We start from the raw sequence: 16,631 nt of genomic DNA, 5'->3' as shown, positions 1-16,631 counted from the left end.
ATCCATTTTAGCGTTCGCTTGATTCAGCCTTCTTGAACCATTGGGTGTACCAGTCAAGGATTTGCGAGCGGCCTTCGTAGCCGTGCCAGGGGTCATGGCTGGGCGCGCCGAAAATGGCTTCCGCCAACGGGCCATGATCGTCGCCGGGGAAGGTCACTAGACGCACCGGCACACCGTCTTCGAAGAGCGCGCGGTATTCCTCTTCCGACTGTCCCAATGGGTCGGTCGTATCCGCCTGGCCTTGCAGCAGCAAGAGCGGCGTTTTGGCGTTTTTGGCGTAGGAGAGCCCGGATTGGCGCCAGGCATCGGCCGGCCGCTGCCAGGGGCGGCCAAAGAACCACTCGTCATAGTTCGGGCCGCGTTCGGTGCCGTACTCGCTGTACTGATCGATCACCGGTGCGCCGGAGACGATGGCGGCAAAGCGGTCAGTCTTGCCTTCGATGAAGCCGGCCATCTCGCCGCCATAGCTGTAGCCGAACATGCCCAACCGCTTGGCGTCGACCGGCTTGTGCGCCAGCGCCCAATCAAGCCCCGCCATTTCATCGAGAAAATCCTTACCGCCCAAATCGTTGCGGTCTGCAGCGGTGAACTGCCAGCCGTAGCCGGTGCTGCCGCGCGGGTTGATCTCCAGCACCGCCCAGCCCTGGGAGGTCAGCCATTGCATGAACGGGTCGAAGGTTTCCGTGAAGGCGCCCGTCGGCCCGCCGTGAGCGCGCAGGATCATCGGGGTTTTGCCGTCACTCGCAGGCGAGCCGCCGGGACACGAGGCCGGCTGATAGTACAGGCCGTGGATGGTCAGGTTGTCCGGTCCTTGCCAGGAAACCGGGGTCGCTCCGCGCCAGCCGGTTTGCGGCCAGTCCGGGTTGTTGTTGCTCAGCACCTTGCCAGGCGTATCGGGTGAGCTCGCATAGACAACTTGCGGCATGCGGTCCGTGGATTGCGCGATGAAGGCCCAGCCGGTTTGGGCGTGATTGGTGGAGTAGCCGCTGGCAATCGCCGTTGCGGCGGCCTGCCATTGCGGCGTGTCGCCCGATAGGCCAAATGCCAGCAGCGCGCGGCTGGTCCCGTGCTGCGCCTCGACGTAAATGCCGTTGCCGTCGTGATTCCAAACCAGCCCGCCGCCATAACCGCTGATGGCAAATGAACTCGATCCGCTTAAATCGTGCGGCGCGTCGCTGCCGTCGGTCGCAGTCACATAGAGGTCGCTTACGCCCGGCGGCGTATCGTGCTCCGACTGCGCCAGGTAGGCAATCCGCTGGCCGTTGGGTGAGAATGCGAAGGTCTGAATCGTCGGCGGGATTCCGGCAACGGTGCGGACGTTGCTGAGGTTGGTGACCGATACGATTTCCAACTTCGAGCTGGGCGGCAGCTCGGCATGATTTTCCGCCGGACCTACGCTGATGGCGAGCTGGTTGGAGTTCGGACTCCAGGCGAAACCTTCCGCTTCTTCCGACATGGGTGTGACCGCGGTTATCGTCTTACCGGTCAGCGAGTAGAGCCAGATGCGGGTGGGGTTGGTGTTCTGGCCGACGATCACTGCGTCTTTCTTGTCCTTTTTGTCTTTCTTTTCCTGTTCGGTCTGTGGCTGGCGCGCGCTAAATACAATCCATTTTCCATTTGGCGAGACCTCGAAGCGGCCCGGGCTGAGCGCCAGCTTGCCCGTCTCGAGGGTAATCGGTGCTGCCTCACCACCACCGATGGGCAGCCGAAAAATCTGGTGCGCGGCGCCGCGCTTGGCGGTAAACAGAATCGCCGAGCCGTCGGGCAGCCATTCGGGCGAACTCTCGCCGAATTTATCCGACGCCGGTGAGAAGGTGATTTGCCGCGCCGGCGCCGATCCATCACTCGGCGCTATCCAGAGATGGCTGGCGGCGCCATCGGCGGTCGATTCATGCTGCACCCACACCACCTCGTGCCCGTTGGGCGAAAGCTGCGGGTTGCTCACCGTGCCATAGTCGCGCATCTGCGCGTTGGTCACGCAATTGGTGAATTTCGGGGTTTGCGCCAGCGCCAAGCCGGCCGAGAGCAGAATGAGCGAGAAGAGCCGCAACATAGCTCGGATTAGACCAAAGCCCGGCCGGCAACGCAAGATATGGTAATATGGCCATACTATGAAAACCACGTTCGAAGTTGACGAGGCCCTCTGGCGGAAGGCGAAGATCATTGCTGCCGAGCGTGGGATCACGATGCGGGAGATGGTCGAGCGTGCGCTGCGTTGGTCGATCATCGTGCTGCCGTCGCAAAAAGTGAAAGAACAGCAGATGAAAGGAGCGAAGCAGGCAAAATGAAGGCCACGGTAGAGATCGACGACACCTTGCTACGGCAGACCAAGCGGATTGGCGCGGAATTTGGGATTTCCATGCGAGAAATGGTGAAGGAGGGCTTGCAGCGCGAGACGAAGCCAAAGCTGCCGTCGCGCGGGAAGATTCGCTGGGTCACGGCTTCGGGAACGCTGCCGAAGGACCTTGACCTTTCCAGCCGCGAGAAGATGTGGGAATGGCTGGAGAGTCCAGAGTCGGACGAACCGGAACTTAACCATTGATCGCGCTGGACACAAACCTTCTGGTTTACGCGTTTGACGCCGGCACGTCCGAGCACCTTAGGACGCGCGCGATGATCGAGAGCTTAGCGGCTGGAGACAACGATTGGGGTTTTGCATTGGCGAGCGCGGTTGAGTATTGGAGCATTGTGACCCGCCCGCTGCGAGGCCCTGCGGCCGCGACTCCCTCGGAGGCTGACGGCTACCTCTCGGAACTTTACACGGCGGGCGCTCATCTCTGGCTGCCCCTACCGGGATTCGGCCGGTGGTTGTTCGAGAGAGCCGCCGGAGAAGAGATTTCCGGACGCCGCATTTTCGACTGGCAAATCGGGCTGACGGCGCTGCAAAACGGCGCGACCGAGTTGTGGACGCACGATCGGTCGTTTCGCGCGCCCGAAGGACTGCGGGTGGTGGACCCTCTAGACTAACCCGCTGCCCGGCATTTAGAGGATCGCGCCGGCGAGGATCAGCTCGCGCGCGGCGGCGAGGTCAGGCGCCTGGATGCGGTCGCGGCCGAGCGGTGGGATGCGCTGGCGCACGATGGCGAGTACGGCTTGCAGGCGGCGGCCGGGCAGCAGGGGTTCGAGGTGCTTGAGTGCGTGCGAGGCGGCCACCAGTTCGATGCCCAGCACCGAGGCGGTATTGGCGACCACGCGTTCCAGCTTGAGCGCGGCGCCCATGCCCATAGAGACGTAGTCTTCCTTATTGCCTGACGTCGTGATGCTATCGACCGATGCCGGATGCGCGAGCACGCGGTTGTCGGCCACCAGCGCGGCCGCCGTAACCTGCGCCATCATCAAGCCGGAATTCAAACCGGCATCGGGCGCGAGAAACGCCGGCAAGCCTTCGTTCAGGGCCGGATTGACCAGGCGTTCGAGGCGGCGTTCGGAAATACCGGCCAGGCCGCAGAGGGCAATGGCGAGGTAGTCGAGGCCGTAGGCCAGCGGTTCGCCATGAAAATTGCCGCCACTGAGCACAGCGCCATTCGCGGCGCTGCCGGGCGTCGGAAATACCAGAGGATTGTCTACCGCGGCGTTGGCTTCGTTGGTAAACGTCCGGCGCACGAAAGCCAGGGTGTCGCGTACGGCGCCATGCACCTGCGGCATGCAGCGCAGGCTGTAAGCATCCTGCACGCGATTGCAATGCAGGTGCGATCGCCGGATGGCGCTGCCGGCAATCAGCCGCCGCAGCTTTTCTGCGGAAACGGCCTGGCCCGTCTGGCCGCGCACTTCCTGCAGGCGGGCGTCGAAGGCCGCCGGCGTGCCGCGCAGCGACTCCAGCGAGAGTGCGCCGATCACTTCGGCCGCTTCCACCAAGCGCTCGGCAGTGAGCAGGCTGAGCGAGCCGCTGGCGAGCATGGCGTTGGTGCCGTTGAGTACCGACAGGCCCTCCTTGGCTTCGAGCGTGAGCGGCCGCAGGCCCGCCTGTTGCAGCGCCGCCCTGCCCGACATGACGCGGCCGTTATATTCGGCCTCACCTTCGCCAATCAGCACCAGCGCCAGGTGCGCCAACGGCGCCAGGTCGCCGCTCGCGCCCACCGATCCCTGGCTGGGAACGACGGGATGCACGCGCCGGTTCAGTAGCGCGCACAGCGCCTCGACCACCCGGGGCCGGACGCCGGAAAACCCTTTGGCGAGCGAGTTAGCGCGCAGCAGCAGCATGGCGCGCACCACCGGCGTCCCGAGCGGCGCACCCACGCCACAGGCATGGCTGCGAATCAGGTTGAGCTGCAGCTCGCGGATCTTGTCCGGCGGGATGCGCACATCGCTCAACCGGCCGAGGCCGGTGTTGATGCCATAGGCCGGAACATCTTTGCCGAGCGCGGCCTCCACAACCGACCGCGTGCGCCGCAGCTTGGGCACAGCGCTCGCTGCCAGACGCACCGGACGATATTCCGTGGCAACTTCGGCGACCTGCTCGAGCGTCAGTCCGGCGCCTTTCAGTTCCAGAACCCGGGGCATGAAATTATTCTCCTTCCACTTGACGGGCACGGGCGGGGACCCGTGGCCCCAGCCCTGTCTCCGCGAGCGGTAAACGGTATTTGTCCGGCAGCGGGCAGGCCTGGAATTCACGGTCGATGCACACATGCACGGTTTCGCCTTCGGCCAGCAACACTCCATCGTCGGCACGCAGCGCTTCGTATTCAAAACGGATAATCGGTCCGCGCTGGCTGGTGACGCGCGTGCGGATAGTGATGATGTCGTCGTACCGCGCCGGCGACTTATAGCGGCAGCGTGCTTCGACCACCGCAACGATGCAGTTGTCGGCCTCCATATCGGCGTAGTTGATGCCGTTCTGGCGCAAATGCTCGACGCGGCCGACCTCGAACCAGACCAGATAGTTGGCGTGGTAGACCACGCCCATCTGGTCGGTCTCGGCATAGCGCACGCGCACCTGGGTCTCGGTAACTGCCTTCATGCGTTTTCCGGAGCGTAGTCGGATTCCGGCGCCGCCAGAAAGCTCTGCATCGCTTGCTCCCACTTGCCCTGTGCTTTGAGAATGAACTCGATCAAGTCGCGCGCCGCGCCGCCGCCTCCGGCGTGCTGCGCCACAAAATGAGCCGCTGCACGCACTTCCGCACGGGCATTGGCAGGCGCGGCGGCCAGGCCCGCGACACGCAGCATGGGTAGGTCCACAATGTCGTCGCCCATGCAACAGGTGTGCTCGGCCGCGCAGCCGCTCAGCTTCCAGATCTCCTCCAGCATCGCGCCCTTGCGGTCGACACCCTGGCGTACGTAATCCATGCGCAGGTCGCGCGCGCGCAGGGCGAGCGAGGCGGAGGTGCGCTTGGTGATGACGCCAGTCTTGAGGCCCGCACGGCGGGCGAGGGCGATGCCGATGCCATCGTGGGCGCTGAAGCCCTTGACCTCGACCAGGCCGTTTTCCGCGGTCTCACCGGGCACGTACCACAGCACGCCATCCGTTAGCACGCCATCCACGTCAAACAGAATGAGCCGGATCGAACGGGCACGGGCGATGGCATCGGGCGTGGTCATGTTCAGATCATCTCCGTGGTCCAGAGGTCGTGCAGGTGGACCAGACCCAGTAATCGTCCGTCGCCATCTACCACCGGCAGCGCGGTAATCTTGCGCGCTTCCATGACGTGCAGGGCGGCGGGCGCCAGCAAGTCCGGGGCGATCGTGGCGGGTTGGCGTGTCATGTATTCGCGCGCTGCCAGCTCGACGGCCTTGGCGCCTTGCGCCTGAAACAGCCGCCGCAGGTCGCCGTCGGAGATGACGCCCGCAAGTTTGCCCTCCTCGACTACGCAGGCCATGCCGAAGCCTTTGCGGCTCATTTCATACACAACATCGGCGAAGGCGCAGGCGGGAGCGACTGCCGGCAGCGCGTCGCCGGTGTGCATCAGTTCCTCGACCGGCTTAAGCCGCTTGCCCAGCACGCCGCCGGGATGCAAATCCGCGAAATCGCGCGAACTGAAGCCGCGCTGCTCCGCCACGGCCAACGCCAGCGCGTCGCCCATCGCCAGCGCGGCTGTGGTTGAGGCCGTGGGTGCCAACCCCAGCGGACAGGCTTCTTCCGGCACGCTCACGTCGAGATGCGCCTCGGCAGTGCGCGCCAGCAATGATTGCGGCGCGCCCGTGAGCGCAATCGTCGGAATGCCCAGGCGCTGAATCGGCGCCAGCAGATTTACCAGCTCGAGCGTCTCGCCGCTCTGTGAGAGCGCGATGACCACATCACCGCGCACCAGCATGCCCAAGTCGCCATGCAGCGCCTCGGCGGGGTGAAGAAACACCGCCGGCGAGCCGGTCGAGCTCAGCGTGGCCGCAATCTTGCGGGCGATCAGGCCGCTCTTGCCCATGCCGGTGACCACCACCCGGCCCTGGCACGCCAGCACCAGGGCTACTGCGCGCTCGAAATCCGCTCCGATGTGCTCGCTCAAGGCCGCTACGGCTGCGGCCTCGACGGCCAGGACGCGTTTCGCTGCGGCTTGAATGGCGCGAGAATCAGGCATGAGTGAAAGCCCATGGTAGCATTCGCGCCGCGTTAAGCTGGACTCATGGAGACTGATGTAATCGTTGCCGGCGCGGGACTGATCGGTCTGGCGCTGGCGCGCGAACTCGCAGCGCACGGACTTCGGGTCGCTGTGTTCGACGCCGGCGCGGCCGCGCAGCAGGCCTCCTGGGCGGGCGCGGGCATGTTGGCAGGCCGGCAGACGAGCGATCCGCAACTGCGGCCGCTGACGATCGCCAGTGCGCGGCTCTATCCCACCTGGGTCGCCGAGCTGGAGCGTGAAACTGGCGCTTCGGTCGGTTACCGTCCCGGTGGAACGCTGTTTCTGGCCAGCGCGAATCATCCGGCGCCTGCGCCGGCCCTGGAAGGCTGGCAAAAGATCGATCACGCCCGCCTTGCCGAGCTGGAGCCGCAGCTTGCCTGCCATGGCAAAATCGAAGTCTGGCGCATCGCCGATGACCACAGCGTAGATAATCGCGCCTTGTCGGCCGCGCTGCTCACCTCGATGCGTGCTCGCGGCGTTCGCCTCGTCGAACACGCAGCCGTCAGCGCCATTGAGCCAGCGCTGGACGGCGGGTTGACGGTCACGGCTGGGAGCGAGCGCCATCATGCGCCCATCGTGGTGAACGCGGCCGGCGCCTGGGCGTCCCAAATTGTGGCGCCGGTGAGCGTTCCGGTGCGCCCGCGCAAGGGTCAGATGCTTTGCCTGCGCAGCCGTATCGCGTTGCGCCATGTGATCGAAGGCGCCGATATCTATCTGGTGCCGCGCACCGATGGGCGCATCCTGGTTGGCTCAACCGTCGAGGACGTGGGCTTTGCCGGCGGCGTCGAGCCGGCGCGCATCGAAGAATTTCGCCGGCACGCCGCCGCGCTGGTGCCGGCGCTGGCCGATGCTGCCGTGCAGGAGACCTGGGCAGGGTTCCGCCCCTGTTCGGGCGATGAGTTGCCGATTCTGGGGCCGACCAGTTGTCCTGGATACTGGCTGGCGGCAGGTCACTACCGCGACGGCATTCTCCTCGCCCCCATAACAGCGAAAATTCTGACTTCGGCCATCACCAAAGGTTTCTTGACGTCCGCGCTCGATCTAACCCCGTTCCGGCCGGGCCGCTTTGCCGTGGCGGCCTGATGTGGCTCGCCACTTATTGCCCTGGTCGCTCCCGTTGGTCGCTTGGAGTGCGGGCTTCGATTCCCGGCAGGGTCCGCCCGCTGGCGCTCAGGGCTCCTCCAAGCTGCCGCCAGCGGTGCCGGCCGTTTTGGCCGGAAAGGCGTTGAGTTGCTGCAGCAGCGGCACCGCCGCAGACGGCGCCGTCACGCCGCTGCCGCTGAGAATTTCCTCCATGTTGCTGTGCTTGCCGTACATGGCTTCGTTGCCGGTCGTATCCGGCTGCACCACCGCGCCACTGATGCTGATGCCGGCAAAGGCGCCCTTGCTGCGGCCATAGGTCAGAATCTGCGAGTTGAGCTTGACGTCGGTGCCGGCTTCCACGTGCCGGCCCACCGGCCCAGCGGCCGCGGCGGCTTCCGCACCCACGCGGAATTTGCTGCTCAGCAGGCTATTCAGTTGCGCACGGCTGCCCATCACCATGAGAATGTCGCTCGACTGGGCTCCGATTTGCAGCCCCCAGCTCCCGCCGCCAATCGTGACGAACAGCGGTGGACCCCACTTTTGTCCGCTCTGGTTGCGACAGGTGGCAACACCTTTGCCGTAGTTGGCGCCGAATACGAACGCGCCTTTCTTCATGCCCGGGATGATGACAATGCAGTGGGCGCCGTCGAGAATCTCCTGAGGAATGGCACGATCGGGCGTGGCCATGATCTGCTGGAAGACCTGGGAGGCGCTTTTCAGCCGCGCGACATCGTCGTCGCGTGTGCTGTCCGCGTGCAGCCAGGTGGGACCGATCCAGGCGAAAAGCAGAGCTGCCACTGCCAAGGCGGTGAGTCCGGTTCGTGTTCGCATAAAACACCCCCGAATCATGCGATGCCGGCAAAGGTGGAGAAGGCTACATCTATTCACTGGCGCGGGGCCTGGCGTGGCTGCGCCACGCCACCCGCTTGACGCTCGGCCGGACTGGGGGCCCCGGGAGCCCCAGCCCGGCCTTCGCGTATCCGCCCCATCTAGCGTTGGTGCAACAGCCGGTTGAGCTCGGTCAGGAACTCGCTCACGTCCTTAAAATCCATGTACACGGAAGCAAAGCGGACATAGGCGACTTTGTCGATCTGGCGCAGGCGTTCCATCAGCAGTTGGCCGATGGTACTGGTCGGAATTTCCCGCTCGGGCGAGTCCACAATCACTGCCTCGGCTTCGTTCACGATGGTTTCGAGCTGGCTCATCGAGATGGGCCGCTTCTCTGCGGCGTGCAATAGACCGGTGAGCACTTTCTGGCGCTCGAATTTTTCCCGCCGGCCATCCTTCTTCACCACCATGTAGGGAATTTCGTCCAGCCGCTCGTAGGTGGTGAAGCGCTTTTCGCAAGCCAGGCACTCCCGACGCCGGCGGATCGACGCCCCTTCCTTGCTTTCGCGCGAGTCCACCACGCGATCTTCCAAGTGCCCACAGAACGGACAGCGCATGGCGGCATTCTACCCTAAGCTGCTGGATCCATTATGGAAATCGACTTCCGCGACCGCTCGCGGGTTTTCACGCCAGTCCGCACGCACCAGAACCCGTAGCTGCAGCAGAATGTGCGTACCTAGCGTCGTTTCGAGCTGCTGGCGTGCCCCCGAACCGATGCGGCGGATGGTCGTACCGCCGCGGCCGACCAGCGCCGCCTTTTGGCCTTCGCGCTCGCAGATAAGCACCGCTTCGATGATCCGCAAGGGCTTGCCCTGGGAGCGGCGCATCCGTTCGCCCTCAATTCTGACCCGCAGCGCATGGGGGATTTCCGCGCGCATCGCCAGCATCGCCTGCTCGCGGATGACTTCTGAAATCCAGAACTGCTCCGGTTGATCGGTCGTCTGCTCGCCCGGAAAATATTCCGGACCCTCCGGCAGCGCGGCGAATACCAGCCGCAGCAACTCTTTCAGGTTCACTTTCTTGAGCGCCGAAATCGGAATCATCTCGGCAAACGGGTAACGTTCGCGATAGCTGGTAATTAGCGGCAGCAACTCATCCCGGCGTGGCAGCAGATCCACTTTGTTCAGCACCAGGAAAACCGGCGGGGCATTCTCGCCGCGCAACAGGTCGAGCGCCATGGCGTCTTCGGCTCCCCAGGCGCGGGTAACGTCCACCATGAATAGAGCCAGGTCGCGTCCCTCCAGCGCGGCGTGAACGCTGCGCGTCAGCTCGCGCGCGAGCGGGCCCTTGCCCCGATGAACGCCGGGCGTATCCACAAACACGGCCTGGTCCTGCGGCGTACGGACCACGCCCAGCAAGCGCGTGCGCGTGGTCTGCGGGTGTGGCGTGACGGCAGCGATTTTTCTGCCCACCAGAGCGTTGACCAGCGTGCTTTTGCCCGTGTTCGGCCGCCCCAGGATGGTGACGAATCCAGAGTGCATTAGGAAATCGCGCGGGCAATGAAGAAGGCGGCTGTCGCCGCCAGGCCGCCAATGACGGCCGTTTGCAGTGCCGAGCGCAAGGGCTGCGAACCCGTAAAGCGGCCTTTGATATAGCCGAACACCAGCAAGGCCGTCCCTGTGACCGCAATCGACGCTGCCAGCGCCACGTGCAGCGAAATCGGCGCAAAGTAAGGCGCCAGCGGAATCATCCCGCCCAGGATGTAGGCGCCGGCAATGGTGGAGGCGCTCGCCCAGGCGCGGCCGGGTTCGGGCGCTTCCAGGCCTAGCTCGAAGCGCATCATGAAGTCGCGCCAGGCGCGCGGCCTCTCCGCGAGGGCGGAAGTGACCTGCGTGCTTTCGCGCTCGCTCATGCCATAGGTCTGGAGGATCTCGGCGACTTCCTGGCGCTCGTCCTCCGGACGCTCGGCGATTTCACGTTCTTCGCGGGCAAGCTCGCTGGCATAGTGTTCTGCATCGCTGCGCGCCGCAAGATACCCTCCCAGGCCCATGGCAATCGAACCTGCCGCAATTTCCGCCAGGCCTGCCGTGACCACGATCCGGCTGCTCAGTGCCGCCCCGCTCAGTCCCGCGGCGAGAGCAAACGGCACCGTGAGCCCGTCCGACATGCCAATGACGAAATCGCGCAGGCGGGCGCTGCCGCGAAAGTGATGCTCGGTATGCTGAGGCTCGGTCGCAGGCATGTGGGCGGCGGCAGCAGGAGTGGGCGTGCTCACGCTACGATGCTAACAGCTTTCCGCCATGCAGCGCGGGGGCGCAGTCCCGGCCATAATAGGGGGTAGAAGCCTCATGCCGCCGCGCAGCCCCCAAAGCCATCGTCTGGTGCGCCTGTTTGGCATTGATATCCAGTTCCATATGAGCTGGATCATCATCCTGGTGCTCATTGCGGTCACTCTGGCCAGCTATTTCGCCGGCGCTAACCCGCACTGGTCCCAGCTCGCCGTCGTCGCCGCCGCCGCGGTCACCACCATCCTGTTCTTCGTCTCGGTCGTACTCCACGAACTGGCGCACAGCCTGGTCGCCCGCGCCAAAGGTTTGCCCGTCCATGTCATCACGCTCTTCGTGTTCGGCGGCGTCAGTGAGCTGACGCGCGAGCCGGACGATGCCGGCACGGAGTTCAAGGTCGCCATCGCCGGCCCGCTCTGCAGCCTGGTCCTTGGCGGCCTCTGTTTGTGGTGGGGCCAGAGCGGCAATGTCCACACGCCCTTCTTCGCCATCCTCGAATGGCTGGGCTACATCAACATCCTGCTTGCCTTGTTCAACCTCATCCCCGGCTTCCCGCTGGATGGCGGCCGCGTGCTGCGCGCCATTTTGTGGAGCTCGAACAAGGACTTTGTCAAGTCCACGCGCTGGGCCACCCAGGTCGGCAAGGTAGTAGCCATCGGCTTCATTCTCTGGGGCGTGTTTCAGTTTTTCAGCGGGCAGGGCGTTGACGGCATTTGGCTCGCCTTCATCGGCTGGTTCCTGCTGAGCGCGGCCGAACAGAGCTGGCGTCAGACGGAGCTGGAATCGGCGCTCAGCCACTACACCGTGCGCGATCTGGAGACGCCATTTTTCTCGCGCGTGCCACCGGACATCAATCTCGAAAGCTTCATCTCTGATCTGGCTACCCAGCATCAGTTCCGCGCCAGCCTGGTGATGGACACCCACGACAACTTGCTGGGCATTATTACCGCCGCCGATCTGTCGCGCATCCCCCGTGAGCGGTGGGGCACGACGCTGGTTCGTGATGTGATGGTGCCGCGCGACGCCATGGCTACGGTGCTGCCGGGCGAAGGTTTGCACTCGGCACTGCGGAAAATGGTGGAGCACAATGTGGGCCAATTGCCCATACTGACTGATAGCGGCGTCCGCGGCATCATCCGCCGTGATCGCATTATCGAACTGTTGAATACAACTCTGGCAGGAGGGAATTCATGAGCGCAGCCAGCGCCATCCGCGTGGAACCAGGGGCACAGCCGCAAAGACAGGGAGGGGAAGCGTTCGGCTCGCCCGGCATTGCGCCGCGCTGGACGCGCGGTGGCAAGGACGCCATCGGCACTGCGTACGCCGCCTCCAGCCGCGTGTGGTTCACACTCGCGCAGGGCACGCTCACGGAGATTTACTTTCCTACCCTTGACCGTCCCCAGGTCCGCGACTTCCAGTTCCTCTTCACCGACGGTCAGACGTTCTTTCATAGCGAGCGGCGCGACTGCGACTCCCACGTCGAGGCACTGGCGCAGGAAGCGCTCGGCTTCCGCATCACCACCGAAGACCGTCAGGGCCGCTATCGCTGCCATAAGGAGCTGATCGCCGACCCACATCTGAGCTGCGTGCTGCTGCATACCAAAGTCGAGTCCAGCGCTGCGCTGGCGCGCAACCTGCGGATGTTCCTGCTGTGCGCCCCGCACATGGACGGCATCGGCTGGCACAATTTCGCCAAAGTGTCCGAAGTTGCCTCACGCCCCATTCTTTTGGCGCACCGCTGCACCTCCTGGCTGGCCATCGGCGCCACCGTGCCCTTGCATCACAGCTCCGCCGGTTTTGTGGGCAAAAGTGACGGCTGGACCGACTTGGCCGCCGATTGCCAGCCCAACTTCAGTTTCGACACCGCGAGCGATGGCAACGTGGCGCTCACGGCCGAGCTAGACCTGAGCGCCAGCCGCGAGTTTGTCGTGAGCCTCGCCTTTGGCGATACCCGCCAGGCCGCCATCAACACCCTGCTGCAAAGCCTGGATCAGCCCTACGACGCGGCGCGGGACCGCTTTCTGGAGCAGTGGCAGCGCACCTGCGTTCATCGCAAGGCCCTGACGCAATACGCGCAGGACGGTGGGGCGCTCTACCAGCGCAGCGTCAGCCTATTGCTCGCCCATGAGGATAAAACTTATCCCGGCGCCATGATCGCCTCCCTCTCCATTCCCTGGGGTGAAACCAAGGGCGATGAGGATTTGGGCGGCTATCATCTGGTCTGGACGCGCGACCTGGTGCAGAGCGCTACCGGTCTGCTCGCCAGCGGCGACCATGTAACGCCGCGGCGCGCTCTGTTGTACCTGGCGGCCTCGCAGCACCCTGACGGCGGCTTCGCGCAGAACTTCTGGGTCAACGGCACGCCCTATTGGCAAGGCATTCAGCTCGACGAAGTCGCATTTCCGGTTCTGCTCGCCTGGCGGATGCGCCGTGAAGGGGCCCTGCCCGACATTGATCCGTATCCCATGGTGGCGCGCGCCGTCGGTTACATGTTGCGCCACGGCCCCGCCACGCCGCAGGAGCGCTGGGAAGAAGCGGGCGGCTACTCGCCCTCCAGCCTCGCGGTTCATATCGCCGGCCTGGTTTGTGCCGCCGATCTGGCCCGCGCGCATGGCAATGCCGCGATGGCGCAGTTAGCCCTGGACTACGCCGATTTCGTCGAGAGCCACCTCGAAGCCTGGACCGTGACCACGCAAGGAGCGATCGTGCCCGGCATCCGGCGGCATTACATCCGCATCAATCCCGCACCGCGCATGGGCGTGGGCGCGGATGAAGATCCCAACTCCGCCATCCTGCATATCAACAACATCGCGCCCGGCGAACCATCGGATTTTCCCGCCCGCGACATCATCGACGGCGGCTTTCTCGAACTGGTGCGCTACGGCATCCGCGCCGGCGGCGATCCGTTGATCGAAGACTCTCTCCGCGTCGTGGATGCTGTCCTGAAAGTCTCCACGCCCTTTGGCGACTGCTGGCATCGCTACAACCACGACGGCTATGGCCAGCACACGGATGGCTCGGCCTATACCGGCTGGGGCCGCGGCGGCGCCTGGCCGTTGCTCACCGGCGAGCGCGGCCACTACGAGCTGGCCGCCGGCCGCGATGCCGCGCCTTACGTCCACGCGATGGAGCGGCTTGCCAACCATATGCAGATGCTGCCGGAGCAAATCTGGGACTTACCCGACCTGCCGCGTCGGTTCCTGTACTTCGGCCGCCCCAGCGGCAGCGCCATGCCGCTGCTGTGGGCGCATGCCGAGTACGTCCGCCTGCTGCGCTCCCTTGCTGACGGCGCCGTCTTCGATCTCATTCCCGAAGTTGCCGACCGCTACAGCCGTGGCGCCCGCAAGCGTACCCGCTTCCTCGAAGTCTGGAAGTTCCATCGCCAGGTCGCCCGCATGCCGGCCGGCGCGACCCTGCGCGTCCAAATCGATGCGCCGTTTTTCCTGCACTCTAGTCTGGATGAATGGACCACCGTGACCGACCAGCGCTCAACCCCTACCGATTGCGGCTTCGAGTACGTGGATGTTGTTACCAAACCGGCGCAAAAAGCTCCCCTCCGCTTCACCATGCGCTACGTCGCCGATGGCCGCTGGCAAGGCCAGGACTTTGAGGTCAAAATAGTCCCTGAGTCCGGAACACTGTAACCTGTAACCGTAACCTTGAATCCTATGAAACTCACTCCTGGAAAACTCAAAGGCATGAATGCAGTCTCCGATGCGCGCGGCGTCATTGCCGCTACCGCCATGGATCAGCGCGGCAGTCTGCAAAAGGCTTTGGCCAAGGAAAAAGGCAGCCCGGCGCAGCCGGCGATGATGGAGGAATTCAAAGTCGCCGTCAGCAAGGCGCTCACTCCCTATGCCAGCGCCATTCTGCTCGATCCCGAGTATGGCCTGCCGGCGGCCAAGAGCCGCGCCAAAAATGCCGGCCTGTTGCTCGCCTACGAGCAGAGCGGCTACGACAATACCCAGCCCGGCCGTCTGCCTGATCTGCTGCCACACTGCTCGGTCAGCCGCCTGAAGGCCGACGGCGCCGATTGCATCAAGGTGCTGCTCTATTACACGCCGCTGGAAAAGGCGCCCATCAACGATATCAAGCATGCCTTTATCGAGCGCATCGGCGCTGAGTGCCGCGCCAACGATATACCCTTTTTCCTCGAGTTCGTCGGCTACGATCCCGATGGCGGAGATGAAAAGGGCCTGGAGTACGCGCGTAGGAAACCGGAAGTCGTGCGCGGCAGCATCGCCGAGTTCACCAAGGATATCTACGCCGTGGACGTGCTCAAGGTGGAAATTCCCGTGAACATGAAATTCGTTGCCGGCGCCGCCGCCTGCACCGGCGCGTCGGCCTACAGCAAAGCCGAAGCCTCCGACCACTTCCGCGCTGCCGCCGGGGCCGCGCACAAGCCTTTCATTTACCTGAGCGCGGGTGTCAGCAACGCTGAGTTCAACGAGAGCCTGGCAGTGGCGGCCGAGGCCGGAGTGAAGTTCAATGGCGTGCTCTGTGGCCGCGCCACCTGGAAAGATGGCATCCCCATTTACGGCAAGCAGGGCCTGGCCGCGTTTGAGAAGTGGCTGGCTACCGAGGGCCGCGCCAATATCGAAGCCGTCAACCGCAGCTTGCAGGCCGCCACGCCCTGGTTCGCCGCCTACGGCGCCTCTTCCGCAGCCGCGCTCGCCTGAAAGCAGGAGACGATGCTGGGCCTGTATCTCGCGGTGCCGTTTTGCCGCTCGAAGTGCAGCTACTGCAACTTCGCCAGCCAGGTCTATCCGGTTGCGGTCTATCGCGAATACTGCGAGCTGCTGGCGCGCGAAATCGAGCTGGCCGCCGCCGCCGATGGCCTCGAGGGCGCAGCCGTCGACACCATCTATTGGGGAGGTGGCACGCCCACGCTGCTGCCGGCTGATGGCTTCGCCGGCGTCATCGCCGCCATCCAGCGCACCTTCCAGCTCGCGCCCGATTGCGAGCACACCGTTGAGGCCGCACCCGGCACGCTCAACGCCGAGCGCCTCGACCTGCTGGCTGCCTGCGGCGTGAACCGTCTCAGTCTCGGCGCGCAATCCTATCACGATGCCGAGCTGCGCGCCGTCGGGCGCCTGCATCGTGCCGAGGCGAGCGACAGCGACATCACCCGTGCCCGCGCCACCGGCATCCGCAACCTCAACCTCGACCTGATTGCCGGTTTGCCCCACCAAACTGCAGAATCCTGGCGCATCTCGGTCGAGCGCGCCCTGGACACCGGCGTGCCGCATCTTTCGGTCTACATGCTCGAAGTCGATGATGACAGCCGCCTCGGCCACGAGCTGCTGGCCGGCGGCGAACGTTACCACGCCCATTTTGTGCCTGACGACGATCTTATTGCCGACAACTACGAGTGGGCCTGCGATCAGCTTACGGCGGCCGGCGTGCAGCAGTATGAAATTTCCAACTTCGCCCGTCCCGGCTTCGCGTCCCGCCACAACGAGGGCTACTGGTTGCGGCAACCCTATCTCGGTTGCGGCCTCGATGCGCATTCGTTCATCGCCAATCGCCGCTTCGCCAACCCCGACACGCTCACCGCCTATTGCGAACCCTTGCGCGCCGGACGCCTGCCGCGCACGCCTGCAACCGCATTGACCGACGCCGCTGCCCGCGAGGAATACTACTTTCTCGGCCTGCGCCGCACCGCCGGCGTCGCCTTGCGCGAAGACGATCCCCAAGCCGCCGCCGTTCCGGCGTTGGTCGCCTCCGGCTTGCTGCGACGCACCGGCAGCAACATTGCACTGACAGCGCGCGGCCGCATGCTCTCCAATCGCGTCCTCGCCGAATTCCTCGAACCCGTCGTCGTCCCGTGAGACTGTGAACTGTGAACTGTAAGCTGTAAACTTGAACTCATGCGCGGACGCTT

Annotated in this window: 16 protein-coding genes; 7 read left to right on the top strand and 9 right to left on the bottom strand. The window is 64.5% G+C overall.

Annotation, left to right across the window (positions count from 1 at the left end; genetic code table 11):
• Window positions 1–7: 7 nt before the first annotated feature.
• On the bottom strand, window positions 8–2,227 hold the full coding sequence (locus EPN33_01015; GenBank protein TAN24375.1) for a S9 family peptidase: 2,220 nt from the start codon (window positions 2,225–2,227) through the stop codon (window positions 8–10).
• A 57-nt stretch (window positions 2,228–2,284) separates the two neighbouring features.
• Between EPN33_01015 and EPN33_01010 the strand changes: the two genes are divergently transcribed.
• Together EPN33_01010 and EPN33_01005 are read left to right on the top strand one after the other, a co-directional pair.
• Window positions 2,285–2,542 (top strand): hypothetical protein, encoded by a 258-nt coding sequence (locus EPN33_01010; GenBank protein TAN24374.1) that lies wholly within the window; start codon window positions 2,285–2,287, stop codon window positions 2,540–2,542.
• Window positions 2,539–2,967, top strand: coding sequence for a hypothetical protein (locus tag EPN33_01005; GenBank protein TAN24373.1), 429 nt, complete (start codon window positions 2,539–2,541; stop codon window positions 2,965–2,967). The genes EPN33_01010 and EPN33_01005 overlap by 4 nt, the downstream gene beginning before the upstream one ends.
• Before the next feature lie 15 nt (window positions 2,968–2,982).
• On the opposite strand, the gene hutH is transcribed toward EPN33_01005, so the two are convergent.
• Genes hutH through EPN33_00985 form a run of 4 tightly spaced genes read right to left on the bottom strand, consistent with a single transcriptional unit; the run spans window position 2,983 to window position 6,509 of the window.
• Window positions 2,983–4,500 carry a histidine ammonia-lyase gene (gene hutH / locus EPN33_01000; protein ID TAN24372.1) on the bottom strand — a complete coding sequence of 506 codons (1,518 nt, stop codon included), beginning with the start codon at window positions 4,498–4,500 and terminating at the stop codon, window positions 2,983–2,985.
• Window positions 4,501–4,504: 4 nt separating this feature from the next.
• Window positions 4,505–4,957, bottom strand: coding sequence for an acyl-CoA thioesterase (locus EPN33_00995; protein TAN24371.1), 453 nt, complete (start codon window positions 4,955–4,957; stop codon window positions 4,505–4,507).
• Complete coding sequence (locus EPN33_00990; protein ID TAN24370.1) at window positions 4,954–5,535, bottom strand: phosphatase; 582 nt, start codon at window positions 5,533–5,535, stop codon at window positions 4,954–4,956. Before EPN33_00990 ends, EPN33_00995 begins: the two co-directional genes overlap by 4 nt.
• A 2-nt stretch (window positions 5,536–5,537) precedes the next feature.
• Window positions 5,538–6,509 carry a KpsF/GutQ family sugar-phosphate isomerase gene (locus EPN33_00985; protein ID TAN24369.1) on the bottom strand — a complete coding sequence of 324 codons (972 nt, stop codon included), beginning with the start codon at window positions 6,507–6,509 and terminating at the stop codon, window positions 5,538–5,540.
• Window positions 6,510–6,554: 45 nt separating this feature from the next.
• On the opposite strand from EPN33_00985, the gene thiO reads away from it, so the two are divergent.
• On the top strand, window positions 6,555–7,634 hold the full coding sequence (gene thiO / locus EPN33_00980; protein ID TAN24368.1) for a glycine oxidase ThiO: 1,080 nt from the start codon (window positions 6,555–6,557) through the stop codon (window positions 7,632–7,634).
• A gap of 87 nt (window positions 7,635–7,721) precedes the next feature.
• On the opposite strand, the gene EPN33_00975 is transcribed toward thiO, so the two are convergent.
• From EPN33_00975 to EPN33_00960, 4 genes are all read right to left on the bottom strand, one after another.
• Entirely contained in the window at window positions 7,722–8,483 is a 762-nt protein-coding gene (locus EPN33_00975; protein ID TAN24367.1) for a hypothetical protein, read from the bottom strand.
• A 140-nt stretch (window positions 8,484–8,623) separates the two neighbouring features.
• Complete coding sequence (gene nrdR / locus EPN33_00970; GenBank protein ID TAN24366.1) at window positions 8,624–9,079, bottom strand: transcriptional repressor NrdR; 456 nt, start codon at window positions 9,077–9,079, stop codon at window positions 8,624–8,626.
• A 9-nt stretch (window positions 9,080–9,088) separates the two neighbouring features.
• Window positions 9,089–10,003 carry a GTPase Era gene (locus tag EPN33_00965; GenBank protein ID TAN24365.1) on the bottom strand — a complete coding sequence of 305 codons (915 nt, stop codon included), beginning with the start codon at window positions 10,001–10,003 and terminating at the stop codon, window positions 9,089–9,091.
• Window positions 10,003–10,704 carry an iron transporter gene (locus EPN33_00960; GenBank protein ID TAN24724.1) on the bottom strand — a complete coding sequence of 234 codons (702 nt, stop codon included), beginning with the start codon at window positions 10,702–10,704 and terminating at the stop codon, window positions 10,003–10,005. The genes EPN33_00965 and EPN33_00960 overlap by 1 nt, the downstream gene beginning before the upstream one ends.
• Window positions 10,705–10,762: 58 nt before the next feature.
• Here EPN33_00960 and EPN33_00955 point away from each other — a divergent pair, with 58 nt between their 5' ends.
• From EPN33_00955 to hemW, 4 genes are read left to right on the top strand one after another with little or no spacing between them, the layout of a single operon-like run.
• Window positions 10,763–11,941 (top strand): site-2 protease family protein, encoded by a 1,179-nt coding sequence (locus EPN33_00955; GenBank protein ID TAN24364.1) that lies wholly within the window; start codon window positions 10,763–10,765, stop codon window positions 11,939–11,941.
• On the top strand, window positions 11,938–14,391 hold the full coding sequence (locus tag EPN33_00950; protein TAN24363.1) for a glucan 1,4-alpha-glucosidase: 2,454 nt from the start codon (window positions 11,938–11,940) through the stop codon (window positions 14,389–14,391). The genes EPN33_00955 and EPN33_00950 overlap by 4 nt, the downstream gene beginning before the upstream one ends.
• A 24-nt stretch (window positions 14,392–14,415) precedes the next feature.
• On the top strand, window positions 14,416–15,426 hold the full coding sequence (locus EPN33_00945) for a tagatose 1,6-diphosphate aldolase (protein TAN24362.1): 1,011 nt from the start codon (window positions 14,416–14,418) through the stop codon (window positions 15,424–15,426).
• Window positions 15,427–15,438: 12 nt separating this feature from the next.
• Window positions 15,439–16,578, top strand: a complete 1,140-nt coding sequence (hemW, locus tag EPN33_00940) for a radical SAM family heme chaperone HemW (GenBank protein ID TAN24361.1) — start codon at window positions 15,439–15,441, stop codon at window positions 16,576–16,578.
• The last annotated feature ends 53 nt before the right edge of the window (window positions 16,579–16,631 follow it).

Source organism: Acidobacteriota bacterium, from assembly GCA_004299485.1.
GTDB lineage: Bacteria > Acidobacteriota > Terriglobia > Terriglobales > SCQP01 > SCQP01.
This window is presented reverse-complemented; position numbering and strand designations above follow the sequence as displayed.